Below are 25,017 nucleotides of genomic sequence, written 5' to 3'. Positions count from 1 at the left end.
CCCCTACTGCAGCGTAACCCGCTCTTCGTCGGGATCGCTTCGGCCGAAGAACTGCATGAGCTGGACTAGCAGTTCGCAGCGCTGCGACAGGGTCTCGGCCTCGAGCAGTGCCTGCTTGGCGGCGGGGTCGAACGGGGCGATCTGGCTGACGCCGTCGATCAGCGTCCGATCATCGAGCCGTTCGACCGAATCCCAGTCGACGATATAGCCCTGCGCGTCGGCGAAGGCGCGGGCCTCCTGCTCGAAGCCTGCGCGCTCCACGCTGGCCAGCGCGGCGAGCGGGTCTTCTTCCAGCAGGTCGGCCTCGACCTGGCGGAACGGGGTGGTGACGTCGAGTTCGCGGCGCACGCGGAAGCGCGCCTCGCCCGTGAGAACGATGTTGTAGCGCCCGTCGTCGAGCGCCTCGACCTCATCGATCTTGCCCACGCAGCCCACCTGGAACAGCGGCGCGCCCTCTACCGCCGTCTGCGGCTGGATCATCGCGATGCGCCGGTCCCGCGCGAGCGCATCGCCCACCAGCGCACGATAACGCGGCTCGAAGATGTGCAGCGGCAAGTGCAGTCCCGGAAACAGGATCGCGCCGGGCAGCGGGAAGATCGACAGGCGGGTCAGCGCCGCTATCCGAACAGGACGGTCGAGAGCTTGCGCCTGGTCGCGACGACCCACGGGTCTTCCAGTCCGACCGCCTCGAAGATCTTGACCAGCCGCGCGCGGGCGGCGCCCTCGTTCCATTCGCGGTCGGTGCGGATCATCGCCAGCAGCGTGTCGGCGGCGGCATCGCGCTCACCGGCGGCGAAGGCGGCTTCGGCGAACGCAAGCTGGGCATCCATGTCCGCCGGTCGCTCGGCGGCGGCTGCCCGCAGTGCCTGCAGTTCGCTGTCGTCGACCTTGTCGCCCGCAAGGTCCAGCGCAGCGCGCGCGGCGGATACGCCTGCATCGCCCGCCAGCTTTTCATCGAGCCCGTCGGCATGGGCGCGTGCCTCGTCGGTGCGGCCCGCGAGCACGAGCGCGCGGATCAGGCCCGCGTGCGCGGCGGCGTTGTCGGGTGCCATCTCGATGACCTGGCCGAAGATACCCGCGGCCCGCTCGCCGTCGCCGCCTGCGAGTATCTCGTCGCCCATCGCGATGAACTCGCTGACGTCCGGTCCCGCTTCGGCAGCCGCGCCGACTGGAAGCTGGCCGAGAAGCTGGTCGAGCATCGCCTTCAGCTGCGATTCGGTCCGCGCGTTGGTCAGGTCGGCGACCGGCTGGCCATGGAACATGGCATATACCGTCGGGATCGAGCGCACCTGGAACTGCGCCGCAATGAACTGCTCCTCGTCGACGTTGATCTTGGCGAGGATCACGCCCTTGTCGGCGTATTCGGCGGTGACCTTTTCCAGCACCGGGGTCAGCGCCTTGCACGGGCCGCACCATTCGGCCCAGAAATCGAGCACCACGAGCTTCGTCATCGACGGTTCGACGATATCCGTGCGGAAGCGGTCGACCGCTTTCTGTTCTTCGAGGTTCAAGCCCATCGTGGCCACGTGTTCATCCCCTTGTGGATCGCATGTCGCCGCCAATGTGGGGCTTCGCACGCGATTGTGAAGCGAAAACCGTGGCTGCGATATTAGCGCTTGCGGCCTCACGGACCTGTTGCTAATCGCGCGCCTCCCCGGCCCGGGCAACGCCCTCGGCCAGCGCCAGTGAGCGGGCGTAGCTCAGGGGTAGAGCACAACCTTGCCAAGGTTGGGGTCGAGGGTTCGAATCCCTTCGCCCGCTCCATGTCCTTCGTTTATCCGGTGATCCGTCGGTGCCCTTGCGGCAGCGGCGGCAATCGCCGTGGAGGAATGCTTGCAGACGAATTGCCGCGCCGAAGTCGGGGTCCAGCAGCCGTTTGCGCTGGTGGAGGTGGGCGGCACCACGCTTGCGGTGGCCCGGCGGGGCAGCGGCACACCGGTGATATGCCTCCACGCGACCGGGCATGGGGGCCGGGACTACGAGCCGTTCGCAAACCGCGTCTTCGGTGAAGGCTTCGAGGTGATCGCAGTCGACTGGCCGGGACAGGGCGCCAGTCCCGCGGATGCCAGCGGTGTGCCCGCAAGCGCGCAGCGCTATGCTTACCTGCTCGAATCGCTGATCCCCGCGCTGAAGCTGGATGAGCCGCCGATCGTTATCGGCAACTCGATCGGCGGCGCGGCGGCGCTCGAACTGGCTTTGCGGAAACCCGACGCTGTGCGCGCGCTCGTGCTGTGCAATCCCGGCGGGCTGGCTCCGCTGACCTGCCTCGCCCGGACCGGTATCGCGGTGATGGTCGCGCTGTTCATCGGCGGTGAGCGTGGGCAAACATGGTTCGCCCCCGCGTTCACCGCCTACTATCGGATGGTCCTGCGCACCGTGCCCGCCGAGGCACAGCGCCGCCGCATCGTCGCCGCCGGATACGAGACGAGCACCGTGATGCGGCAGGCTTGGGAGAGCTTTCGCGACCCCGCCGCCGACCTGCGCGCCCGCGCTAGGGCACTCGCAACGCCGGCCCTGTTCGTCTGGGCGCGGCACGACCGCGTCGTCGCCTGGCGCTGGAGCCGTGCAGCGGTGACCGCAATCCCGCGCGCGCAGATCACCCCGCTCGAGGGCGGTCACACCGCGTTCCTCGAGAGCCCTGATGCCTTCGCGGCGGAGTTCCTCCGCTTCGCCCGCGGGCTGGCCTGATCGCCACGCGGTTCGTCGGCCCGCCGCGCCGTTTCGTCCGATGCAGTGCAGCAAGCGCTTGCCAATGACCGCGCGGGCGCTACTGCGCGCCGCGTGACTATATATCATAATCTCACGCGCCGAGCGCTTTCGCCCCTTCTTTTCGCTTCGACCGCCTTCGTCGCCGTCCCCGCTATGGCGCAGGATGCATCATCCACCCCGCCCGCTCCGGCGCAGGATACCGACGACTATCACAACCGGTCGAACGACCAGATCGTCGTCACGGCCGGCGGCCTGACCCAGCTCGATACGCTCGCCGGCACGTCGGTCATGGAGGGCATCGAGCTGCAGCGCAGTCTTGCCGGCCAGATCGGCGAAGTGATCGCGCGCGAGCCGGGCGTGACCGCCTCCGGCTTCGCCCCGGGTGCATCGCGACCGATCCTGCGCGGTTTCTCCGGAGAGCGGGTCAAGGTGCTGGTCGACGGCATTGGCGCGATCGACGTCTCCAATACCTCGGCCGACCACGCCGTCTCGATCGACCCGCTGACCGCCGAGCGGATCGAGGTCCTGCGGGGTCCCGCTGTCCTGCTCTACGGCAGCCAGGCGATCGGCGGCGCGGTCAACGTGATCGACAAGCGCATCCCGCAGCGCCGCCTCGACGAACCGTTCCATGTCGATGCCACCGCTTCGGCGGACACCGCGTACGACCTGCGGGAGGCAGGCGCTTCGATGGACGTCAATGTCGGTGGAGGATTCGTCGTCCACGCCGACGGATCGTGGCGCGACACCAACGACATGCGCATTCCCGGCTATGTCGTGTCGCCCGGCCTGCGCGCGGAGCTGCTTGCCGAGGCCGACGAAGAAGCCGCCGAAGGCCACGGCGACGAAGCGGCCGAGCTGCGCGAAGAGGCGGACCGGTCGGGCGTGCTCGCCAACAGCGCCACCCGCACCTGGAGCGCCAACGGCGGGTTCGCGTTCTTCGCGGGCGAGAGCAACCTCGGCGCGTCGGTCGGCGTGTACGACACCCTGTATGGCGTGCCCGGCCGACCCGGCGCGGGCCATGCCCACGGCGGCGAAGGCGAGGCCGGCGAAGAAGAAGGCGACGTGCCGATTTCGATCGGCCTGCGCCAATACCGCGCCGACTTGCGCGGGCGGCTCGACACCGGCGGCGGCCTGTTCGACGCGCTGACCACCCGCGTCGGTTATTCCGATTACACCCATACCGAGTTCGAGGGCGACGAAACGGGCACCGTGTTCGACGTCGAGGGGCTGGAGGCGCGCGCCGAGCTGGTACAGGCGCGGCGCGGCACCTGGCAGGGTTCGATCGGCGGGCAGTATTACTTCCGCGACTTCCGGGCGACCGGCGCGGAAGCCTATATCCCGCCCAACCTGACCGAGCAGATGTCGTTGTTCTCGCTGCAGGAAGTCGGCGTCGGGCCGGTTCAGCTCGAATTCGCCGGCCGCTACGAGCGCACCAAGGTCGAAGCGGCGACCGTCGGCTTCGCGCGCGACTTCGATGCGCTGTCCGGCGCGCTCGGCATCGCGCACGAGACCGAGCGCGGCCTGCGCTTCGGCGTCAACCTCAGTCGCGTGGCGCGCGCGCCGAGCGCCGAGGAGCTGCTCGCCGACGGCGCGCACATCGCCACCCAGGCGTACGAGATCGGCGACCCCGGCCTCGGCGTCGAACGGGCATGGGGCGTCGAAGCCTTCATGCGCGGCCGCGTCGGCCCCGGGACCGTGAGCCTCGCCGCTTATCGCAACAAGTTTTCGGGCTACGTCTACCAGGAAGCCACCGGCCTGGAGATCGACGGGCTGCCCGTGCTCCAGACCGTGCAGCGCGACGCGACCTACAGCGGGGTCGAGGGCGAATTCAGCTATCCGGTGATCGAAAGCGGACCGTTCACCCTGCTAGCCGACGTGCGTGGGGACTATATTCGCGCGACGCTCACCGACGGCACCCCGCTGCCGCGCATCCCGCCGATGTCGCTGCTCGGTGCACTGGAAGCGCGGACCGACCGGATCGACCTGCGCGGCGAAGTGCAGCGCACGTTCGCGCAGGATCGCGTCGGGCAGAACGAGACCGCAACGCCCGGCTTCACCTTCGTCAACGCCTCGATCGCGTGGAAGCCGATCACCGGCAGCGATACGGTGACCGTTCTGCTGCAGGCCGACAACATCTTCGATGTCGATGGCCGCCGCCACGTCAGCTTCACGAAGGACTTCGTGCCGCTGGCGGGCCGCAACGTGAAGCTGAGCGTGCGCGCGAGTTTCTAGCCGATCCGGCCGTCGCCGTCGCGGTCCACCACGCGAGTGGTCCCGACTTCGGCACGTCCTTCGGCGCGAGCAGCGCGAAGCTCGGCTTCGTGCGCGCGGGCGTTGGCGTCGGCGGCAGCGACTTCGCCCTTCCGGCGCGCGCGCATGTTGTCGTAGCTCCAGCGCATGTTGCCATAGGCGAACACCATCAACAGGCCGCCGGTGATCGCGACGTTCTTGAGCGCCATTGCCGCCTGCAGAGGGTCGCCGAACTGGTTATGGAAGAAGAAGGTCGTCAGCAGGGTGAAACCGGCCAGCGCCAGCGAGACCAGCCGGCTCATGAAGCCGAGTGCCAGCAGGAGCCCTGCGACCACCTCGAAGATACCCGTCGGCTGGGCGAGGCTTCCCGGCAGGCTCGCCGATTCGAGCATCGCTGCGGCGCCGCTCGGGTCGATGATCTTCGGGATACCCGCCATGACGAACAGCAAGGCAAGCATCAGGCGGCCGATAAATGCAGCGATGGCGGACATCGTGGTTCCTTTCCCCGTTTTCGAACCCGTAACGCGTGGAGCGCGCAAAAAGTGCCGAACCGTCAGGCAGCCTTTCCGGCGTCCTCTGTCCCGAAAGTGATCTCGGCATGGTCGCGCAGCCGCTCGACCAGTTCCTCGCCGAGGATCGACCCCGGAGTTCCGATTCCACCCGGCGCGTCCGAGGCCAGCAGTGCCAGGCCCGTTTCCGCCAGCATCCGGCTGGTCGATCCGTAGCCCGGATCGTAGCGGCCCTTGACCGCGTAATGCAGCCGCTCGCCGCCGGGCATCTCGCCCACGAACAGCACGTCGTAGTGGCCGGTCTCGCGTTCCTCCGCACTCGGTCCTTCGCCGGGCGCGGGCGGCTTGGCGCCGAACGGGTTCTTGAGCAGGCCGACCACCGCGTTCGCCGCGGCCTTGCCCGCCTCGCCGGGGCTGGTGAGCATCATCTCGTCGTACCTGAAATCGGTGCCCCACGGGTGGCCGAGCAGGAAGTTTGTACGGTGGACGTTCTTGGTGTTGATCGTCGCCATGATGAACGGCGCGGCCCAGCGGTCGAGGTCGTCCTCGTGGCGTGGGATCAGGCCGTTGGGCTGGTCGGGACCCTCGAAGCCCGGCGTCAGCGCGAACGGATCGTTGAGCACGCCGATCAGGCTGGGGTTCTTCGCCGCCGCCTTGACCGTCGCACCAAGGCTGGCCGCGGTCCCGCCCGAGAAGGTCCCCTTCATCGCCCGTACGCGCCCGCGGACGCGCGGCGCGGGTTTGCCGAAGCGGGCGACCGCCTCTTTCTGGAGCATCAGCACGCCGAGGTCGAAGGGGATCGAATCGAACCCGCTCGAGAACGAAATCCGCGCGCCCGACGCCTTCGCGTGTTCGTGATGCGCGGCGATCATCTCGTGCATCCAGCCGGGCTCACCGCAGAGGTCGGCGTAGTCGGTGCCGCTGCGCGCGCAGGCGGCGACGAGTTCGCTGCCGTAGAGCTGGTAGGGGCCGACCGTCGTCAGCACCACGCGGGTGCGGTGGCACATGGCATCGAGGCTGCCCGGATCGCTCGCGTCCGCAACCACCAGCGTCGTATCGGCGGGCGCGCGGATCGCGTCGCGGACCTCGGCGAGCTTGTCCTTGCTGCGGCCCGCCATCGCCCATTTCGGCGCGCCGGGCTTGCCGGAATACTCACGCACGAAGTGTTCCGCCACCAGCCGCCCGGTGTAGCCGGTAGCCCCATAGACGACGATGTCGAATTCGCGATCGGACTTGTTGGCAGCCATGCACCCTCTCCTCTGGCCAAGGAGTGCGCTACCGCGCGCCGCCTGTCAAAGCCGCGGCAGGGTGACCCCGCGCTGGCCCATGTATTTGCCCGCGCGGTCGCGATAGCTCGTCTCGCACCGCTCGTTGCCCTGCAGGAACAGGAACTGGCACGCGCCTTCGTTGGCGTAAATCTTGGCGGGCAATGGCGTCGTGTTCGAGAATTCGAGCGTCACGTGTCCTTCCCAGCCCGGTTCGAGCGGGGTGACGTTCACGATGATCCCGCAGCGGGCATAGGTGCTCTTGCCGAGGCAGATCACCAGCACGTCCTCCGGCACGCGGAAATATTCGACCGTGCGGGCAAGCGCGAACGAGTTGGGCGGGATCACGCAGACGTCGGTCTTGCGGTCGACGAAGCTGTTGGCAGCGAAGTCCTTGGGGTCGACTACCGCCGAATCGACGTTGGTGAAGATCTTGAACTCGTCCGCCACGCGCGCGTCGTAGCCGTAGCTCGACAGGCCGTAGCTGATGCACCCCTCGCGTCGCTGCGCCTCGACGAAGGGTTCGATCATCCCTTCGGTCGTCGCGTGCTCGCGGATCCACTTGTCGGAAAGAATCGCCATGCGCGGGTCATTCCCCACCTGCCGCCGCCGGGCAAGCGAGGGCGGGCGCTTATCCGCTACAACTGCTTGGCGCCGAGCCGCGGATTGCGCGCCGATATGTGGTTGAGCCAGGCCTTGGGCTTGCGGAGCAGGTCCTGCGGGTAGTCGACCGTGATACCCACGATCTCGGCCATGGCGCCCACGAAATGGATGCAGTTGCGCGAATCGAGGCTGTAATACTTGCCCGGAGCATTGCGCCAACGCGCGACTTCGGCGGTGACGCGGCGAAACTGGTCGTCGCTCAGTTCGACCGAAAAATGGCGGTTGGTGGTTTTGATGTACTTCGCCTTCTCGGTCATCACGATATGCGCGACCGGCCCGGCCAGCACCGCTGGCCCGGCGGACCTGGCGGAGAAGCCGTAGTTCTCGTTGACCGTCCTGCCGGTGGCGTCGTCGGTCCCTTCCAGCACGATGAAGGTGTGCGGGTAGCGCCCGAACGGGAACGAGCCGTTGAAGCTGTGGAAGCTCATCGTGACCTTGGCGAAGGCGGCAGGCGACCACGCTCCGGCAAGGCACGCCAGGACAAGCGACAGAATCCGAACGAAAAAGGCGCGACGCATTGCGCCGCGCCTTATCAGGGGCCGCCGGAGGTTTGAACCCCCGGCGGCATCGTATCGATCAGAACTTGACCGTGCCGGTGACGAACACCTGGCGCGGGTTGCCGTAGAACGCCGTCAGCACGCCCTCACGCCCCAGTGCCGGAACCGGATTGCCGTTCGCCAGCACGGGCACACCGGTCGTGGCGTTGGTCGCGATGAACGGATAGCCCGAGGTGATGTAGCGTTCGTTGGTGAGGTTCTTGCCGTAGACGCCCAGCGTGAGGCGGTCCCCGGCGAAGCGATACGTCACGCCGGCATCGAGCAGTTCGTAACCGGGCTGGTCGAGATAGGGGTTGGCGATCTCGAACTGCTGGGTGCTGGACTTGTGCGACAGCGTGACATTGGCCGACAGGTTCCCCTCGCCCATCGGCACGTCGGCCCCCAGCGTGGTCGAAGCGGTGAACTTCGGCGTGTTCTGAATTCCACGGAACGGCGCCACGTTGACCGGCGCCCCGCCGATGATCGTGTTGTATTCGAGGTACTCGGCATCGATGTAGCCAGCGGTAGCGCCCAGCGTGATCTGCGACCCCGCCCCGGCGAAGCCGCGCGCCATCCGAGCGAACACTTCGGCCTCGACACCCTTGAAGCGTGCCTTGCCCGCGTTGGTCGTCACGCCCGCGAACCCTTCGAAGATGCCATCTCCGTTGGCGTCGACGCCCACCGAGCCGGGAATCTGCACGTTCGTGTAGTCGGCGTAGAACCCGGTCAGGGCATAGGTGAACGCGTTGTCGAACAGCGAACCCTTCACGCCGACTTCGTAGCTGTCGACCGTTTCGGGCTCGAACAGGAAGAAGTCGTAGATTTCGGCATAGCTCGGCGGACCGGCCACGCCATCGGTGTTCGGCGTGATGTTCGCGCTGCCGCGCGGATCGAAGCCGCCGCCCTTGAAGCCTTGCGAATACGAGGCGTAGACCATCAGGTCTTCCGACGGCTTCAGCGAGACCGAGACCCGCGGGGTCCACTTTTCGAACTTGGCCTTGCCGGTGAAATTGGTGATCGGCGCGCCCAGGTCCACCCCGGTGCCGCCGAACTGCGGCGAAGGCAGGAACACGCGGTTGGCCTTGTAGATGATCGAGCGACGGCTGTCCTTGGTGTAGCGGATGCCGCCCGACACGCTCAGCCAGTCGGTCACGTCGAACGTGAAGTCGCCGAACGCCGACCAGGTTTCGGTATTGACGTCGCCGCTGGTGAACTGGCCGAAATTGGATGCCTGCGGAATGCCGATCAGCGGCCCGGTCGTGGCCAGGACCACGTCGAACTGCGTCAGCGCGTTCGCTTCGAGGTAGTAGAAGCCGACGAGGCCGTTCACGCGGTCGCTGTTGTAGAGGAGCTGGAATTCCTGGCTCGTCTGGTCGTTGAAGTAGATGCCCGGCACGTCGACGTCGATGGTCGGCAGCGCGTCGAAATCGATCGGAACGAAGCTCTTGTCCTCGCGCCACGCGCTGATCGACCGCAGCGTGAGCGAGTCCGACAGCTCGGCGGTAACGTTCATCATCAGGCCGTAGGCCTCGATATCCTGCGCGGGCACGGTGAGGCCGGCGCGGGTGTCGTAGACGTTGTCCAGCACCGGGGCACCCGAGAACTGGCCCGGGATCAGCCGGTGGCCGTTTCGCGGGTTGGACTTGTCGTGCGTGTAGTCGCCCGCGACGCGGATCGACATCCGGCCATCCGGCGATTCGAATTCCATCGAGGCGCGCCCGGCCCACACGTCCTTGTTGTAGTTCTCGATCCCCAGGTTGAGGTTCTCGCCGAAGCCGCCGCGGCTCAGCCGCGCACCCGATACGCCGAACTTGAACATGTCCCCGACCGGGGCTGAAATGCTGGCGACGAGATCGGCCTGGTCGTACGAGCCATAGGTCGCGCGAACCTTCGCCTCGAAATCGTCGGGCAGGCGCTTGGTCACGTACTTGATCGCGCCGCCGATCGTGTTGCGACCGTAGAGAGTACCCTGCGGACCGCGCAGGACCTCGATGCGCTCGACTTCGTAGACATCCAGAACGGCGGCCTGCGGACGGTTGAGGTAGACATCGTCGAGGTAGATGCCGACGCCCGCTTCGAAGCCGCCGACCGGGTCCTGCTGTCCGACGCCGCGAATGAACGCCGACAGGGTCGAGTTGGTGGCGCGGCTGTTTTCGATCGTGACGTTGGGCGTGGTGTCGCTGATGTCCGTGATGTCGACCGCGCCGCTGTTCTCCAGCGCCTCTGCACCGTACGCAGTAACCGCGATCGGCACGTCGAGCAGGTTTTCCTCGCGGCGGCGGGCGGTGACCACGATGCCCCCGGTATCGTCAGCTTCGGCGGCGACCGCATCCGCTGCAGCGTTGGCAGCCGCATCGACTTCGGTTGCAGTGTCCTGTGCGGCCGCGGGAGTTGCGAAAGCTCCCAGCGCGATCAGGCTCGCAAGGGCAACATGGCTGGCGCGAACGGGCAGGCGGCTCATGACATCTCTCTCCTGGAACGGCCGCACACGGAACCGGCGGCTTGTTGAGGAACGCTGATATTGAAAGTTGAACCACCTTTCAACTTTATTCATTGCCGGAGATGTCGAGTGCGCGTATCCGTTGCGCCGTGGCCACAGTCTCGACCCCCTCGCCAGCCAGCCCCGGCCCCAGCGCGGCAAGCCCGGGCAAAGAGCCGCGCACCGCGCGCGGTCGCGAAACCCTGCGCAAGCTGCTCGACGCGGCGGCGCACGAATTCGGCGAGGTCGGTTTCCACGCGGCATCGATCAGCGGGATAACCCGCCGCGCCGGGACCGCGCTGGGCAGCTTCTACACCTACTTCGACAGCAAGGAGGCGATCTTCTCCGCGCTGGTGTCCGACATGAGCCGATCGGTCGCCGAATCGGCCGCCGCCGCGATGGCGCCCGGCTCGTCGGGCGTGGTGCGCGAGCGTGAGGCGCTGACCGCGTTCCTCGGCTTCGCGCGCGAACACAAGGAAATCTACCGCATCATCGACGAAGCGGAGTTTGCCGACCCCGCCGCCTATCGCGCGCACTATGGCGACGCGGCCGCTCGCATTGCGGCGCGGCTCGATGCGGCGGTGGAGCGCGGCCACCTGCTGCCCGGCGACAACGAGGTGCGCGCCTGGGCGATCATGGGGGCCAACGTCTTCCTCGGCATGCGCTTCGGCGTGTGGGACGACAGTCGGCCGGTCGGAGAGATTGCCGACGTCGTCGCGGACCTCCTGACGCGCGGCATCGCGCGCCGCGACTAGCTCGCCAGCAGGCTCGCGTTGCCGCCCGCGGCGGTCGTGTCGATGCACACCACCCGCTCGGTCGCTAACCGCAGAACGTAGTGCGGGCCGCCCGCCTTCGGCCCCGTGCCCGACAGCCCCTCGCCGCCGAACGGCTGGCTTTCCACCACCGCGCCGATCTGGTTGCGGTTGACGTAGAGATTGCCGACCTTGGCGAGGCGTTCGACCGTGCGGCGCGTCTCGGCGATGCGGCTGTGGAGGCCCAGCGTGAGACCGTAACCGACGGCGTTGATGTCGCCGATCACTTGGCTGAGCTCGCCGCCCTTGAACCGCGCCACGTGGAGCACCGGGCCGAAATTCTCCCGGGCCAGTTCGCGGATCGAAGCGATCTCGATGATCGTCGGCGCGACGAAGCAGCCCTTGTCGGTGCCTTGCGGAAGCGCGCGCCGCCAGACCTTCGCGGCCCCCGCGATGTGCGCTTCGAGCGAGGCCTTGGCTTCCTCGTCGATCACCGGGCCGACGTCGGTCGCGGGATCGCGCGGGTCGCCGATCACCAGCGCCTCGAACGCGCCGCGGATCATTTCGAGCATCGCGTCGGCGACGTCGTCCTGAAGGTACAGAACCCGCAGTGCGCTGCAGCGTTGGCCCGCGCTCTGGAAGGCGGAGGCCACCACGTCGCGCGTGACCTGCTCGGGCAGCGCCGAGCTGTCGACGATCATCGCGTTCTGCCCGCCGGTCTCGGCCACCAGCGTGGCGATCGGTCCGTCGCGCGCGGCGAGGCTCCGGTTGATCGCCTGCGCGGTCTGGGTCGATCCGGTGAAGGCGACGCCCGCGATCGTGGGATCGGAGGTGATATGCTGGCCCACCTCGCCGCCGCCGGGCAGGAGCTGGAGGACTTCCGGGGGAATGCCCGCCTCGTGGCACAGCCGCACTGCCAGCGCGGCGATCAGCGGCGTCTGCTCGGCCGGCTTGGCGACGACCGTATTGCCCGCCGCGAGCGCGGCGGCGGCAGGGCCGATGAAGATCGCCAGCGGGAAATTCCACGGGCTGATCGTGGCGAACACCCCGCGCCCGGCGAGCGTCAAGCGGTTTTCCTCTCCGGTCGGACCCGGCAGCGGGATCGAAGCGGAAAACAGCCGCCGTGCCTCGCCCGCGTAAAAGCGCAGGAAATCGACCGCCTCGCGCACCTCGAGCACGCCGTCGACCGTGGTCTTGCCGGCCTCGCGCTGGCACAGCGAGATGAATTCGGCCGTATGCGCTTCGAACGCGTCGGCGCAGGCTTCGAGCAGCAACGCGCGCTTCTCGCCGCCCAGCGCGTTCCAGCCGGGCTGGATCGCATCGGCCCGGGCGATCGCCTCGGCCACTTCGACCGGGGTGGCATCGCGGCAGGTGCCGACGAGTGAGCCATCGATCGGCGACGTGATCGGCGTTGCCCCGCCTTCTTCCCCGAAGGTCGGCACCGCACTCCACTCGCGGTTTGCCAGCGCCCCCAGCCGCTCGAGCAGCGGCGCGCGGACCAGCGGATCGGCGAGATCGACGCCCGCGCTGTTGGCCCGGTTGCCGAAAATCTCGGCCGGAAGCGGGATCGACGGATTGCGCTTCGGCGAGAGCCCGGCGAGTTCTGCCACCGGATCGCCGGTCAGCTCGGACACCGGCACGTCGGCATCGGCCATGCGGTTGACGAACGAGGAGTTGGCCCCGTTCTCCAACAGCCGGCGCACGAGGTAGGCGAGCAGGTCCTTGTGCCCGCCGACCGGCGCATAGATCCGCACCCGGGTGCGCGCGTTGCCTTCCAATTTGCCGAGCTCGTCGTAAACGTCCTCGCCCATCCCGTGGAGGCGCTGGAATTCAAACTGGCGCTCACCGGCCAGCGCCTTGATCGCCGCGATCGTGTAGGCGTTGTGCGTCGCGAACGCGGGGAAGATCGCGTCCTCGGCGTCGAGCAGCTTGGCCGCGCAGGCGAGGTAGCTGACGTCGGTGGAAACCTTGCGGGTGAACACCGGATAATCGTCGTAACCGCCGACCTGGCTGAGCTTGATCTCGCTGTCCCAGTAGGCGCCTTTGACGAGCCGCACGAACAGCCGCCGCCCGTGCCGCCGGGCGAGCTTGGCGACCCAGTCGCACATGTGCACCGCGCGCTTCTGGTAGGCTTGCAACGCGAGCCCGAACCCGCCCCAACCGCCTTCGAACAGCGAATCGTCGGAGACCAAAGCCTCGATGATATCCATCGACAGCTCGAGCCGCTCGGCCTCTTCGGCATCGATGGTGAAGTGCATCCCGCCGTCGCGCGCCTTCCCCGCGAGATCGCGGATCATCGGCACCAGCGCGGCCTTCGCGGCTTCGGCGTGGAGAAAATCGTAGCGCGGGTAGAGCGCCGACAGCTTGACCGAGATACCCGGCGAATCCTCCCACCCTGCACGGGTCTCGCCCGAGAGACGCGCGATCGCGCCTTCGTAGCTTGCGCGGTAGCGTTCGGCGTCGGCGAAGGTCATCGCCGCCTCGCCGAGCATGTCGAAACTGTGCTGCAATCCCTTCGCCCGCTCGGGTGCGGCGCGCTTGAGTGCCTCGTCGATCGTCCGCCCGAACACGAACTGGCCGCCGAGGATGCGCATCGCCTGGAGCGTCGCCTTGCGGATCACCGGCTCGCCCATCCGGCCGATCGCGCGCTTCAACGCCGCGCCCGCCCCGCGCTGGTGCGCCTCCGGCGGGTCGAGCACTTCGCCGGTCAGCATCAGCGAAAACGTCGCCGCGTTGACGAAAGTGGAGCTCGATTCGCCGAGGTGCTCGCCCCAGTCGATATGGCCGATCTTGTCCTTGATCAGCGCGTCGGCGGTCGCCGCGTCGGGTACGCGTAGCAACGCTTCGGCAAGGCACATCAGCGCGATGCCCTCTTCGGTGTCGAGGCCGTAGGTCTGCAGGAATGCGTCGAGCCCGCTGGCCTTGCGCGCGCGGGCGCCCTCGATCAGCCGGCCCGCGATCTTCGCCGCTTCGCCGTGCGCGCTTTGCGCGGCAGCGGCCATGCGGATGCGCTCGGCGACGCAGGCCTCCTCTTCCATGCGGTAGGCGAGGCGCAGGGCGTGGCGGTCGATCGAAGCAGGCGCGGTCATTTCGCGCCCCTGCACCCGGTTTCAGGTGCAATCAAGTCGTCTGGCAAGCGGGCCTAATCGAAGCCGCGCTCGAGGAACCGGAGCGCACACCCGGCAAGCAGCGCGGTGCCGCGCGGCAGCACGCTTTCGTCCACCACCATGCGCGTCGAATGGATCGAGCAGCACGACCGCCAGTCGTCGCCTTCATGCGCCACGCCGAGGAAGAACATCGCTCCGGGCACCTTTTCGAGCAGGTACGAGAAATCCTCCGCGCCCATGATCGGCGCGGGCATCGGCGTCCAGGCCGCATCGCCGAACAGTTCGCCGGTCACCGCCTGGCCGAGTTCGACGGCGCGCGCATCGCAGACCGTCACCGGAAAGCCGTGTCGGATCGCGATCTCGGCAGAAAGGCCGTATCCGGCGGCGACGCCGTGCGCGGTCTGCTCGACCAGTTCGTGCACCAGCGCGCGATTGTGGGCCGACAGCGTTCGCATCGTTCCGCGCAGGCGGGCCTGGTTGGGGATCACGTTGTGCGCGGTCCCCGCCTCCAGCATGGTCACCGTCACCACCACCGCGTCGGCGGCGTTGAAGCGGCGGGTCACCGCGGCTTGCAACGCGCTCACCACCGCGCAGGCTCCCGGCACCGGATCGAGCGTGTCGTGCGGCATCGATGCGTGGCCGCCGCGCCCGATTATGGTAATGTCGAATTCGTCCGCCGCCGCCATCAGCGGTCCGGCCCGCCCGGCCACCGCGCCGTGCCGAGCGTTGGGCATGATGTGGAGCGCGAAGGCGGCATCGGGAAGCGGGTCGATCAGCCCGTCGTCGAGCATGTGCCGCGCACCGTGATAGCCTTCCTCGCCGGGCTGGAACATGAACTGCACCTCGCCCGCCAAGTCGTCGCGCCGGGCTGCGAGCAATTCGGCTGCACCGGCGAGCATCGCGGTGTGGGTGTCGTGCCCGCACGCGTGCATCCGGCCCGGGATGGTCGAGGCGAAGTCGAGCCCAGTCTCCTCGGGCATCGGCAACGCGTCCATGTCTCCGCGCAGGAGCACCCGGCGACCGGGCTTGCCGCCCTTGAGCGTCGCCACCGCGCCGGTCGTCGCCCCGCCCTCGCGCCATTCGAGCGGCAGGTGCGCCAGTGCGGCGCGGACCTTCGCCAGCGTCAGCGGGGTCTGCAGGCCGATTTCGGGCTCGGCGTGGATCGCCCGGCGCAGGGTGACGATGCGGTCGGCGAGCAACTGCGCCGAATCGAGGATGTCGGGGTGAAGCATGCGCCACGATAACCCGACTTTTCCCTCGCACAGGCAAAAACTTGTGGTGGAGGCCCTCGCGCCCGCGCGCTAAGGGCGCGTGGAGCATGGACATCCCAACCGCCTCGTCCCCACCGGCCAGTCCTGCCGCCGTGACGCCAAGGATCGGCGTCGTGTTCAATCCGCGCAGCCGCCGCAACCAGGGCCTTCGCGAGCTGGCCGCGACGCTACCCGGCGTCCACGTCGCCGCTCCCGAACGACGATCGGACCTGCGCGCCACGCTCGAGGATTTCCGCGCCCGCAACATCGATTGCATCGCCATCAGCGGCGGCGACGGCACCGTGCGCGACGTGCTGACCGCGGGCCTGTCGGTCTATGGCGACACCTGGCCAGAGCTCGCGGTGCTGCCCGCGGGCAAGACCAACGCGCTCGCGGTCGACCTCGGCGCGCCGAAGGACTTCGACATCGTCAAGCTGGTCGATGCGTTGGCAGACGGCAGGCGGATCGAGCGGCGACCGCTGATCGTTCGCGAACTCGAAGGCAATGGTGCGCTGGCCGGTTTCGTCTTCGGCGCGGGCGTGTTCACGACGGCGATCAACGCCGGGCAGGACGCGCACCGGCTGGGCGCGTTCGATTCCATCGCTGTCGCCGCCACCGCCGCGTGGGGCGTCCTCCAGGCCCTGTTCGGTACCGATCGCAACCTCTGGCGCCGCGGCGTGCCGATGACAATCCGCGTCGGTGAGGACCGGGCGGACGTGCCGCGCAGCCGCTGGGGCGATCCCACGCGGCGGCTGTTCGTGCTGGCCGCCACGATCGAGAATTTTCCCGCGGGCGTGCGCCCGTTCGGCTCGCTCACCGGCATGAAATACGCGATCATGGATCATCCGCGCCGCCGGGTCATGGCGGCGATTCCGGCGATCGTCGCCGGATGGGAGAGCGGCTGGCTCGTCCGCAACGGCATTCAGCGCGGCACGACCGACCGCATCGAGATCGACGTGGAGGGGAACTTCATCCTCGACGGCGAGGCTTTCCCCGCTGGCCGCTACGAGATCGTGCCGGGCCCGGCGCTGTCGTTCGTGGCCCCGTGACGGACGCGCTCGCTGCCCGCATCGCGGCTGCGCTCGACGCGCCCATCGCCCCCGAAGTCCGCGCCATCGCCGCCGAACTGGGGCGCGAAGGCGGCGCGCGCGCGGTGCTGTTCTACGGATCGAACCTGCGGACCGGTTCGCTCGAGGGCGTGCTTGATTTCTACGTCCTGCTGCCGGGCGCGCAGGTCGAGCGGATCTGGCCGCGGGTGTCCTATCGCGAATGGGAGATGCCCGTCGGCACGCTGCGCGCCAAGATCGCGACGATGGCGCTTGAGACCTTCTTGCGCGCCGCCAGTGGCATTTCGCGCGACACCACGATCTGGGCCCGCTTCGTGCAACCTGCGGGCCTTGCCTGGGCGGCCGACGACGCGGCGCGCGGCGAGGTCAATTGCGCGATTGCCGCCGCGGTACAGACCGCCGGGCGGCTCGCCGCCGCGCTCGGCCCGCCCGAGGGCTCCGCGGCAGAATACTGGGCGGCGCTGTTCCGGGCGACCTATCGCGCCGAGTTCCGCGTCGAGAAGCCGGGGCGGGAGAACGACATCCTGTCGGTCAACGCCGCGCATTTCGACGGACTGCTTCCGCTTGCGTGGGACAAAGCAGGCATCCCGTTCGACACGACCGGCCCCCGGCTGCGTCCGGCATTGTCGCCGGCCGAAAAGGCCCGGATAGTGCGGTGGTGGAAGGTGCGGGCCCGCTTCGGCAAGCCGCTCAACCTCCTCCGGCTGTCGAAGGCGAGCACGACGTTCGACGGTGCGGCCGCCTATGCCGCGTGGAAGATCGAGCGCCACACCGGGGTGGCGGTCCCGCTGACGCCGTGGCGCGAGAAGCACCCGTTCCTTGCTGCTCCGGGCGTGCTGTGGCGCGTATGGCGCGCGCGTCGAGGTTGAACTCTATGAGCCCATGTAGCGCATGCGGATGGTGATCGACTTCACGCCGTCACCCACCGCGAACGCCGTCTTCGAAACGCTCGGCTTGCCGAGGTTGAAGATGTTGATCGACGGATTGTTCGACATGCCGCCGCCGTCGCTCGACAGGTCGGTCTCGCCGTCGCCGTCCTTGTCGTGGCGGACCGCGATCGCATACTGGCCGGCGCTCGGCACGGGGACGCAGAACGTCATCGTCCCGGCGCGGGTCGGCGCCTCGATCCGGTTGATCCAGCGTCCCTTCTTGAGCCAGTCCGACGCGGTCGCGCGGTAGGCCTGCACGCGGACCTTGCCGCCTGCCTTGAGCCCGCTGACCGTGACCTGCACCGCGGGACCGCTTCCCTGCCGGCATTCGCTCATGTCGTTGGAAATCCGCTCGCGGTACTGCGCCGCGCCGGACGCTCCGGTCGCGAGCGAACCGGCGGCGAGCAGGACGGCAGTCAGGCGGAGAATCTTCGAATTCATGGGAGGTCCCTATGGCGGGGCATGGCGCACGGCTCAAGCCGGCGGCGGATGTGGCCCCTGTTTATGGCGGCGCAAATGGCGCTCGCGGCCTGAATTTGCCCTGAATTGGGACGTGGGGGCGGATTTACCTCCGGGGCGGTGTGGAAAAGGGGGGTCTTTCGCTTGTGCCCTCTCGGCGGCAATGGTTAAGCGCGGGGGGGCAGGCAGCAGGAGCCGATCCCGCATGGCACGTCCGTTGATCAGCCCGTCGATCCTTTCCGCCGACTTCGCGCGGCTGGGCGAAGAAGTGCGCGCGATCGACGCAGCCGGTGCCGACTGGATCCACATCGACGTGATGGACGGGCACTACGTCCCCAACCTCACCATCGGCCCCGGCGTGGTGAAGGCGCTGCGCCCCCACACCGCCAAGCCGTTCGACGTCCACCTGATGGTCAGCCCGGTCGACAACTGGCTGGAGGCGTTCGCCGAGGCGGGCGCGGACATCATCACCGTCCACCCGGAGGCCGGACCCCACGTCCATCGCACGGTCCAGGCGATCAAGGCGCTCGGCAAGAAGGCCGGGATCAGCCTCAACCCCGCGACCCCCGCCAAGATGCTCGATTACCTGATCGAGGACATCGACCTCGTCCTCATCATGAGCGTCAACCCCGGGTTCGGCGGGCAGAGCTTCATCGCGAGCCAGCTCCGTAAGATCGAGGCGGTGCGCAAGATGATCGACAAGACCGGCAAGGCGATCCACCTCGAGGTGGACGGCGGGGTCGACGCGGTCACCGCACGCCAATGCGTCGAGGCGGGGGCGGACGTGCTCGTGGCGGGTTCGGCCACGTTCAAGGGCGGACCGGATCGTTACGCGGCGAACATCGAAGGGCTGAAGGGCCCGATCGAGGTCGCCGCCTGATGGCGACAGTCGAAAAGGTCCGCGCCAAAGGGGCCAGCGACGCCCGCCCTTCCGAATCGCTCGCCCTGCCGCTGCGCAAGGGCGGTGAGCTCCACGCGCTGACCGCGACCGGCGACGAACCCGGCGAAGTGCTGGAGGCAGGCCGCGCGCTCGCCATCGCCGATTTCGCGCCGCCCTCGCTCGGCGCCGGGGAAGCGTTGATCCGCCTCGCCTATCGCATGGGCGTCTCGGGCAGCACCCTTTCGCGCCCGTTCGGCAAGGCGGCCAAGCCGCGCCTGCTCGGCACCGTCGAAAGCCCGCTGACCGGCGAGCGTGCGGCGGGCGTCGCCCTGCGCGCAGGCCATTTCTTCGTCCACGGGGTCAAGGCGCCGATCGCGCAGATGGACTTCCAGCCGGTCGCCAAGCTGACCCCGCCGTTCGAGCGGACGGTCCACGGCTTTACCTGGCTGCGCGACCTGGCCGCCTGCGCCCCGCGCGAACAGTGCACCGCCACCGCCGAGCGCGTACTCTCGAGCTGGCTCGAAGTGAATCGCAAGCCCGGCAAAGGCGCGGCGTGGCAAGTCGAGAACGCGGGCCAGCGCCTGCTGATGTGGCTGGTCCATGCGCCGCTGATCCTGTCGGGCGACGGCAAGCTGCGCGCCAGGGCGCTCGCCGCGATGGGCGAGACCGCGCGCTGGCTCGACCGCAACGTCACAAAGGCGCCGGATCGCCTGGGCGAGGTCGCCGGGTGGACCGCGATCGTCGCCGCCGGGCTGCTGCTCCCCGACGGCAAGCCGCGGCGGCTGTTCGGCGAAGCGGGTCTCGTAAGGGCGCTCGGCGAGCTGGTCGCAGACGACGGCGGCACGCTGTCGCGCAGCCCGCTCGCGCAGATGAGCGCCATCGCGATGCTGACCGACCTCAAGGCCTGCTACCGCGCGGTACGCCGCGATCCGCCGCAAGCGCTCGAGACGATGCTGGCGATGCTGGTACCGCCGCTGCTCGGGCTGACCCACGGCGACGGCGGGCTCGGCTCGTGGCAAGGCGCGGGGGCCGTTACCGCCGAGCGGGTCAGCGCGCTCGTCTCGGCGAGCGGGGTGCGTACCCGTCCGCTCAAGGAAGCGCGCCAGTGGGGCTACCAGCGCGCGACCGGCGGCAAGGCCGTGCTCCAGTTCGATGCCGCCCCGCCGCCGCTCGCCAAGCACGCGCGTGCCGGTTGCGCATCGACCCTCGCGTTCGAATTCAGTCACGGCCCGCAGCGGCTGGTCGTCAACTGCGGCGGCGCGGCTTTCGCCGGCGGGCAGGTGCCGGTTCGCATCGAGCAGGGCCTGCGGGCGACCGCAGCGCATTCCACCCTCGCGCTCGACGATGCCAATTCGACCGCGGTGCTGCTCCACGGCAAGCTCGGCGCGGGTGTCGGCGAGGTCGAGGTCGACCGCCGCGTCATGCCGCTTGGCAACGGGACCGCCACCCGGCTCGAGGCGAGCCACGACGGCTACGCCAGCCGCCACGGCCTCATCCACCGCCGCATCCTGATCCTGCGCGACGACGGCAGCGAACTGCGCGGCGAGGACCTGCTCGTGCCGTCCGGCAAGAGCGCCAAGCGCGGCAAGATCGGCTTCGCCTTGCGCTTCCACGTCGGCCCGGGCATCGAGCTCGGATTGTCGGAGGACAAGCGCGGCGCGGGCCTCGCCCTGCCCGACGGCAGCTATTGGCAATTCCGGCTCGGCCAGGCGGCCGAAGGCGTGGAGCTCTCGATCGAGGAAAGCCTGTGGGTCGACGGCCAGGGCCGCCCGCAGCCGATCGAGCAGATCGTGATACAGGGGTTGACCCCGAGGAGCGGCGGCAGTTTCGCCTGGCTCCTCAAGAAAATGGGATAATCTTCGAAGTGACAGACGTGACGATCAAGCGGGCGCTGCTTTCGGTGTCCGACAAGGACGGCCTTGTTTCGCTCGGCATGACGCTGGCGGATGCCGGCATCGAGCTGGTCTCCACGGGCGGCACTGCCCGCACGTTGCGCGACGCGGGCCTGACGGTGCGCGACGTGTCGGACCTAACCGGCTTTCCCGAGATGATGGACGGCCGGGTCAAGACGCTGCACCCGATGGTCCACGGCGGCCTGCTCGCGGTGCGCGACAACCCCGATCATGCCGCCGCGATGGAAGCGCACGAGATCGGCGCGATCGACCTCGTCGTGGTCAACCTCTACCCGTTCGAGGCGACCGTCATGCGCGGGGCCGACCGCGACGAGATCATCGAGAACATCGACATTGGCGGGCCGAGCATGGTGCGCTCGGCGGCGAAGAACCATGCCTACGTCACGATCCTGACGGACCCTGCCGACTACGATGACCTGCTCGCCGAACTCGGCGCGCACGACGGCGCGACGACGCTCGAATTCCGCAAGAAGATGGCCGCCAAGGCTTTCAGTGCCACCGCGACCTACGATTCGATGATCAGCCAGTGGTTCGCCTTCGCCGACCAGCAGCAGCTGTTTCCCGACATGCTGGCGGTCAACGGCAAGGCGCCGGTGACCCTGCGCTATGGCGAGAACCCGCACCAGCAGGCGGCGCTCTACACTCCCGGCGGTCCGCACGGGCGCGGTATCGCGCAAGCGACCCAGCTCCAGGGCAAGGAGCTCTCCTACAACAACTATGCCGATGCCGATGCCGCGCTGGAACTCGCGGCAGAGTTCGCCGGGCAGGAACCGGCGGTGGTCATCGTCAAGCACGCCAACCCCTGCGGCGTCGCACAGCGAAGAACACTGTTGGATGCATGGAATGAAGCGCTTCATTGCGACGACGTTTCGGCGTTCGGCGGGATCGTGGCGGTCAACACTGTGCTCGACGGCCCGACGGCAGAGGCGATCTGCGAGATCTTCACCGAGGTCGTCGTCGCCCCCGATGCCGACGATGCCGCCAAGGCGGCGTTCTCGAAGAAGAAGAACCTGCGCCTGCTGCTGACCGGCGACCTCCCCAATCCGCGCCGCGGCGGCCTCTCGGTCAAGCCGATCACCGGAGGCTTGCTCGTCCAGACCCGCGACAACGGCGCGATCAGCGCGGCCGACCTAAAAGTCGTGACGAAGCGCGCACCGACCGAGCAGGAGCTGAAGGACTGCCTGTTCGCGTGGACCGTGGCGCGCCACGTCAAGTCGAACGCCATCGTCTATGCGAAAGACGGCGCGACAGCGGGCATCGGCGCGGGCCAGATGAATCGCCGCGATTCCTCGCGCATCGCCGCGATGAAGGCCGCCGAAGCGGCCGAGAAGTTCGGCTGGGACGCCGCGCGCACGGTCGGCAGCGCGGTCGCTTCGGACGCGTTCTTTCCTTTCGCCGATGGCCTCCTCGCCGCGGCCGAGGCGGGCGCGACCGCGGTGATCCAGCCGGGCGGCTCGATCCGCGACGACGACGTGATCAAGGCCGCCGACGATGCGGGCCTCGCGATGGTCTTCACCGGGATGCGGCACTTTCGGCACTGAGGAGACGCGAAAGCGCTTTCCTACACGGCGGCGCTCGTGCCATCTCGACGGGTCGGCTCTTTCACAATTGTTCGCAAATCTCGCCCGCCACCGTCACATCACTCGGTCAGGGGCGCCGCGTCCGTTGGTTTTGGTGTATACTTCGTGTCACCTTTCGCGGCTTCGTCGGTGGTCAGCGCCGCCATCTGCCTTGGCGAAGAATTGCGTGGGCGCAGTTGTGGCCCGGCGCGCCGGTGACGCCGCCGCCGGGGTGGGCGCCCGAGCCGCAGAGCCATAATCCCGGCACCGGCGTCGCATAGCTGCCCGCGCCCAGCGCGGGGCGCGCGGCCCAGAGCTGGTCGAGACTCATCCGGCCATGGAAGATGTCGCCGCGCCAGAGGCCGAACTTTGCCTCCAGCGCGCGAGGACTGTGGACCTGTGTGTGGAGAACCTGTGCACGGAACCCCGGTGCGTGGCGCTCGATCGCGGCGAACACGGACTCGACCGCCTCGGCCTCGCGCTCTTCGGGAAGGTCGGGGTCGACGTGCTGGCAAAACAGGCTGGCGACGTGCTGCCCTGCCGGGGCAAGGCTGTCGTCGACGAGGCTGGGGATGAGCATCTCGACGATCGGCGCGGTGCTGAACCCGCGCTCGGTCGCGTCGCGCCAGGCGCGGTCCATGTAGTCGAGGCTCGGCGCGATCACGATCCCGGCCTTGAGGTGTTCCTCGCCCGGCGGCGCATGACGGAAACGCGGCAGGCCCGACAGTGCGACGTTCATCCGCAAGGAGCCCGAACCGCCGGCATAACCTTCCATCGCCCGCGCGAAATCGGCCGGAACCGCTTCCGGAGGAACCAGCCGGTCGAACAGCGGCTTCGGCCCGAGGTTCGCGATCACTCGCCTGGCGCGGACTTCCTCGCCGCTCGCGAGCCGCAATCCCACCGCGTTTCCGTCATCGACCAGCACCCGCTCGACCGGCGCGTCGGTCGCGATCTCGCCGCCGGCCTCGCGCACCGCCTCGCTCATCAGGCGAGTGATCGTGCCCATGCCGCCGGGTACATGACCCCATGCGCCCTTCTTGCCGTTCACTTCGCCGAAGACGTGGTGGAGCAGGACATAGGCGCTGCCCGGCGCATCTGGGCTGGCGTAGGAGCCGACGCAGGCGTCGAAGCCGAACGCGGCCTTGACCGGCTCGCTCTCGAACCAGCGGTCGAGCACCTCGCGCGCCGAGCGGGTGAACAGCGCCAGCACGTCGCGCTTCTGTGCGAGCGACAGCTTCGCGATCCTGCGCGATTGCATCGCCGCGTCCGCGAGCGCCATCAGGCCGCCATCCACCCGCGGCGGTATCCGCAGCGCGAGGTCGCGCAGCACGTCGGCCACGGTCTCCAGCATGGCGTAATAGCCGGGGAGCGCCGCGGCATCCTTCGCCGAGAACCGGGCGAACTCCGCCTGCGTCGCCTCCAGCCCGCCGCCAAGCACGAGATGGCCCTCGTCCAGCGGCAGGAAGTTCGACACCGGTCGCTCGATCACGCGGTATCCGCGCCGTTCCAACCCCATGTCGGCGATCACCTTCGGCTGCAGCAGGCTGACCGTGTAGCTCGCGGTCGAATTGCGGAATCCGGGCGCGAATTCCTCGGTCACCGCCGCGCCGCCGACCACGCCGCGCGCCTCGTAGAGCCGCACCTTCAGCCCCGCGCGGGCGAGGTAGAAGGCGCACACCAGCCCGTTGTGCCCCGCCCCGATGATCACCGCGTCGAGCATCCGTCCCTCGTCCTCGCCTTCCTGAACCGATCGCAACCGCCGCATTAAGGCCGGTGCAACACCGCCTCCTCTAGCCACTCGAGGGCAAGCAAGGAAAGAGTGACGCCATGGGCCTGTTCAAACCCGACCTCTATCGCAACTTCGCCATCGGTTTCGCGCTGGGCGCGGGCCTCGTCGTGTGGCAGATTGCGCCCGGCATGGCCGGCAAGATCATCCCCGAGGCGCAAGCCGCCACCTTGAGCGCACCCTCAAAGTGATGCGCGGGGCATTCGCCCTTGCCCTTGCGGGCCTGACCCTCGCCGCCTGCCAGCAACCGGCGATCGCGGGAGAGGCGGCGGTGAACGCCCCCGCCGCCAAGCGCACCGCCAGCGAGAAGCCCGGCCTCAAGACCGCGATCTTCGCGGGCGGCTGTTTCTGGGGCGTGGAAGCGGTGTTCAGCCACATGAAAGGCGTGAAGAGCGCCGTCAGCGGCTATCACGGCGGCAATGCCCGATCGGCAACCTATGATGCCGTGTCCTCGGGCGTGACCGAGCATGCCGAGGCGGTGAAGGTTACCTACGACCCGTCGGTGATCCGATACGATCAGCTCCTGCAGGTGTTCTTCTCGGTCGTCGCCGATCCCACACTGAAGAACCGGCAGGGGCCCGACGTCGGCGCGCAGTACCGCGCAGCGCTTGTCCCCATGAGCGAGGAACAGCGGCAGGTCGCCAGCGCCTATCTCAAGCAGATGGCCGCATCGGGCGTGTGGAAGCGTCCGATCGTTACCGGCCTCGAACGCGCGCAGGCGTTCTATCCGGCGGAGAGCTATCACCAGGACTTCGCACAGAAGAACCCTCGGCATGCCTACATCGTGCGGTGGGACGCGCCGAAGGTGAGCGCGCTCAAGGCGAAATACCCGGCGCTCTACAAGGCGGACTTCACCCGCAACTGAACCGCCACATGATCTGGCACTTTGCCGCGCCTCGCCCTA

At 68.4% G+C, this 25,017-nt stretch carries 21 protein-coding genes and 1 tRNA gene; 11 read left to right on the top strand and 11 right to left on the bottom strand.

The features are described 5' to 3' along the window. Positions 1 to 3 precede the first annotated feature (3 nt). Together ACWPMX_RS00705 and ACWPMX_RS00700 are read right to left on the bottom strand one after the other, a co-directional pair. Positions 4 to 612 carry an LON peptidase substrate-binding domain-containing protein gene (locus tag ACWPMX_RS00705; RefSeq protein WP_455700708.1) on the bottom strand — a complete coding sequence of 203 codons (609 nt, stop codon included), beginning with the start codon at positions 610 to 612 and terminating at the stop codon, positions 4 to 6. A gap of 5 nt (positions 613 to 617) precedes the next feature. After that, entirely contained in the window at positions 618 to 1,517 is a 900-nt protein-coding gene (locus ACWPMX_RS00700) for a tetratricopeptide repeat protein (RefSeq protein ID WP_455700707.1), read from the bottom strand. A gap of 172 nt (positions 1,518 to 1,689) precedes the next feature. On the opposite strand from ACWPMX_RS00700, the gene ACWPMX_RS00695 reads away from it, so the two are divergent. The 3 genes from ACWPMX_RS00695 (at position 1,690) to ACWPMX_RS00685 (ending at position 4,941) form a co-directional block, all read left to right on the top strand. Beyond that, positions 1,690 to 1,764 (top strand) — tRNA-Gly (locus ACWPMX_RS00695). Positions 1,765 to 1,833: 69 nt separating this feature from the next. Beyond that, positions 1,834 to 2,688 carry an alpha/beta fold hydrolase gene (locus ACWPMX_RS00690; RefSeq protein WP_455698131.1) on the top strand — a complete coding sequence of 285 codons (855 nt, stop codon included), beginning with the start codon at positions 1,834 to 1,836 and terminating at the stop codon, positions 2,686 to 2,688. A gap of 174 nt (positions 2,689 to 2,862) precedes the next feature. Then, a complete protein-coding gene (locus ACWPMX_RS00685) occupies positions 2,863 to 4,941 on the top strand; it encodes a TonB-dependent receptor (protein WP_455698130.1) in 2,079 nt (692 codons plus the stop codon). Here the strand turns inward: ACWPMX_RS00685 and ACWPMX_RS00680 are convergent. The 5 genes from ACWPMX_RS00680 to ACWPMX_RS00660 all read right to left on the bottom strand — a co-directional run bounded on the left by ACWPMX_RS00680 (position 4,938) and on the right by ACWPMX_RS00660 (position 10,393). Next, positions 4,938 to 5,450, bottom strand: coding sequence for a DoxX family protein (locus tag ACWPMX_RS00680; RefSeq protein WP_455698129.1), 513 nt, complete (start codon positions 5,448 to 5,450; stop codon positions 4,938 to 4,940). The two genes, ACWPMX_RS00685 and ACWPMX_RS00680, sit on opposite strands and share 4 nt — an antisense overlap. Positions 5,451 to 5,512: 62 nt before the next feature. Continuing rightward, positions 5,513 to 6,715, bottom strand: a complete 1,203-nt coding sequence (locus tag ACWPMX_RS00675) for a saccharopine dehydrogenase family protein (protein ID WP_455698128.1) — start codon at positions 6,713 to 6,715, stop codon at positions 5,513 to 5,515. A gap of 45 nt (positions 6,716 to 6,760) precedes the next feature. Then, positions 6,761 to 7,315 carry a dCTP deaminase gene (gene dcd / locus ACWPMX_RS00670; protein ID WP_455698127.1) on the bottom strand — a complete coding sequence of 185 codons (555 nt, stop codon included), beginning with the start codon at positions 7,313 to 7,315 and terminating at the stop codon, positions 6,761 to 6,763. 56 nt (positions 7,316 to 7,371) lie between these two features. Further along, positions 7,372 to 7,914 carry a hypothetical protein gene (locus tag ACWPMX_RS00665; RefSeq protein ID WP_455698126.1) on the bottom strand — a complete coding sequence of 181 codons (543 nt, stop codon included), beginning with the start codon at positions 7,912 to 7,914 and terminating at the stop codon, positions 7,372 to 7,374. A gap of 58 nt (positions 7,915 to 7,972) precedes the next feature. Then, positions 7,973 to 10,393 carry a TonB-dependent receptor gene (locus ACWPMX_RS00660; RefSeq protein WP_455698125.1) on the bottom strand — a complete coding sequence of 807 codons (2,421 nt, stop codon included), beginning with the start codon at positions 10,391 to 10,393 and terminating at the stop codon, positions 7,973 to 7,975. A gap of 128 nt (positions 10,394 to 10,521) precedes the next feature. Here ACWPMX_RS00660 and ACWPMX_RS00655 point away from each other — a divergent pair, with 128 nt between their 5' ends. Continuing rightward, positions 10,522 to 11,166 (top strand): TetR/AcrR family transcriptional regulator, encoded by a 645-nt coding sequence (locus tag ACWPMX_RS00655; RefSeq protein WP_455698124.1) that lies wholly within the window; start codon positions 10,522 to 10,524, stop codon positions 11,164 to 11,166. On the opposite strand, the gene putA is transcribed toward ACWPMX_RS00655, so the two are convergent. Both putA and ACWPMX_RS00645 read right to left on the bottom strand, forming a co-directional pair. Further along, a complete protein-coding gene (gene putA / locus ACWPMX_RS00650) occupies positions 11,163 to 14,252 on the bottom strand; it encodes a bifunctional proline dehydrogenase/L-glutamate gamma-semialdehyde dehydrogenase PutA (protein ID WP_455698123.1) in 3,090 nt (1,029 codons plus the stop codon). The genes ACWPMX_RS00655 and putA overlap by 4 nt on opposite strands. A gap of 53 nt (positions 14,253 to 14,305) precedes the next feature. Further along, on the bottom strand, positions 14,306 to 15,502 hold the full coding sequence (locus tag ACWPMX_RS00645; RefSeq protein WP_455698122.1) for a M20 metallopeptidase family protein: 1,197 nt from the start codon (positions 15,500 to 15,502) through the stop codon (positions 14,306 to 14,308). Positions 15,503 to 15,588: 86 nt separating this feature from the next. Here ACWPMX_RS00645 and ACWPMX_RS00640 point away from each other — a divergent pair, with 86 nt between their 5' ends. Next, the gene (locus ACWPMX_RS00640; RefSeq protein ID WP_455698121.1) at positions 15,589 to 16,569 is read left to right on the top strand and encodes a diacylglycerol/lipid kinase family protein; all 981 of its coding nucleotides are present in this window, start codon (positions 15,589 to 15,591) and stop codon (positions 16,567 to 16,569) included. Then, entirely contained in the window at positions 16,566 to 17,456 is an 891-nt protein-coding gene (locus ACWPMX_RS00635; RefSeq protein ID WP_455698120.1) for a hypothetical protein, read from the top strand. The genes ACWPMX_RS00640 and ACWPMX_RS00635 overlap by 4 nt, the downstream gene beginning before the upstream one ends. 3 nt (positions 17,457 to 17,459) lie before the next feature. On the opposite strand, the gene ACWPMX_RS00630 is transcribed toward ACWPMX_RS00635, so the two are convergent. Continuing rightward, entirely contained in the window at positions 17,460 to 17,957 is a 498-nt protein-coding gene (locus ACWPMX_RS00630; RefSeq protein WP_455698119.1) for a DUF2141 domain-containing protein, read from the bottom strand. 223 nt (positions 17,958 to 18,180) lie between these two features. On the opposite strand from ACWPMX_RS00630, the gene rpe reads away from it, so the two are divergent. From rpe to purH, 3 genes are read left to right on the top strand one after another with little or no spacing between them, the layout of a single operon-like run. Then, complete coding sequence (rpe, locus tag ACWPMX_RS00625) at positions 18,181 to 18,855, top strand: ribulose-phosphate 3-epimerase (protein WP_455698118.1); 675 nt, start codon at positions 18,181 to 18,183, stop codon at positions 18,853 to 18,855. Further along, complete coding sequence (locus ACWPMX_RS00620) at positions 18,855 to 20,711, top strand: heparinase II/III family protein (protein ID WP_455698117.1); 1,857 nt, start codon at positions 18,855 to 18,857, stop codon at positions 20,709 to 20,711. Before rpe ends, ACWPMX_RS00620 begins: the two co-directional genes overlap by 1 nt. An 8-nt stretch (positions 20,712 to 20,719) precedes the next feature. Then, on the top strand, positions 20,720 to 22,309 hold the full coding sequence (gene purH, locus ACWPMX_RS00615; protein WP_455698116.1) for a bifunctional phosphoribosylaminoimidazolecarboxamide formyltransferase/IMP cyclohydrolase: 1,590 nt from the start codon (positions 20,720 to 20,722) through the stop codon (positions 22,307 to 22,309). Positions 22,310 to 22,481: 172 nt separating this feature from the next. On the opposite strand, the gene ACWPMX_RS00610 is transcribed toward purH, so the two are convergent. After that, on the bottom strand, positions 22,482 to 24,092 hold the full coding sequence (locus ACWPMX_RS00610; RefSeq protein WP_455698115.1) for a phytoene desaturase family protein: 1,611 nt from the start codon (positions 24,090 to 24,092) through the stop codon (positions 22,482 to 22,484). A 62-nt stretch (positions 24,093 to 24,154) separates the two neighbouring features. On the opposite strand from ACWPMX_RS00610, the gene ACWPMX_RS00605 reads away from it, so the two are divergent. Then, positions 24,155 to 24,304 carry a hypothetical protein gene (locus ACWPMX_RS00605; RefSeq protein ID WP_455698114.1) on the top strand — a complete coding sequence of 50 codons (150 nt, stop codon included), beginning with the start codon at positions 24,155 to 24,157 and terminating at the stop codon, positions 24,302 to 24,304. Next, positions 24,304 to 24,978 (top strand): peptide-methionine (S)-S-oxide reductase MsrA, encoded by a 675-nt coding sequence (msrA, locus tag ACWPMX_RS00600; protein ID WP_455698113.1) that lies wholly within the window; start codon positions 24,304 to 24,306, stop codon positions 24,976 to 24,978. Before ACWPMX_RS00605 ends, msrA begins: the two co-directional genes overlap by 1 nt. Positions 24,979 to 25,017: the final 39 nt, after the last annotated feature.

Source organism: Tsuneonella sp. HG094 (assembly GCF_053819285.1).
This window is presented reverse-complemented; position numbering and strand designations above follow the sequence as displayed.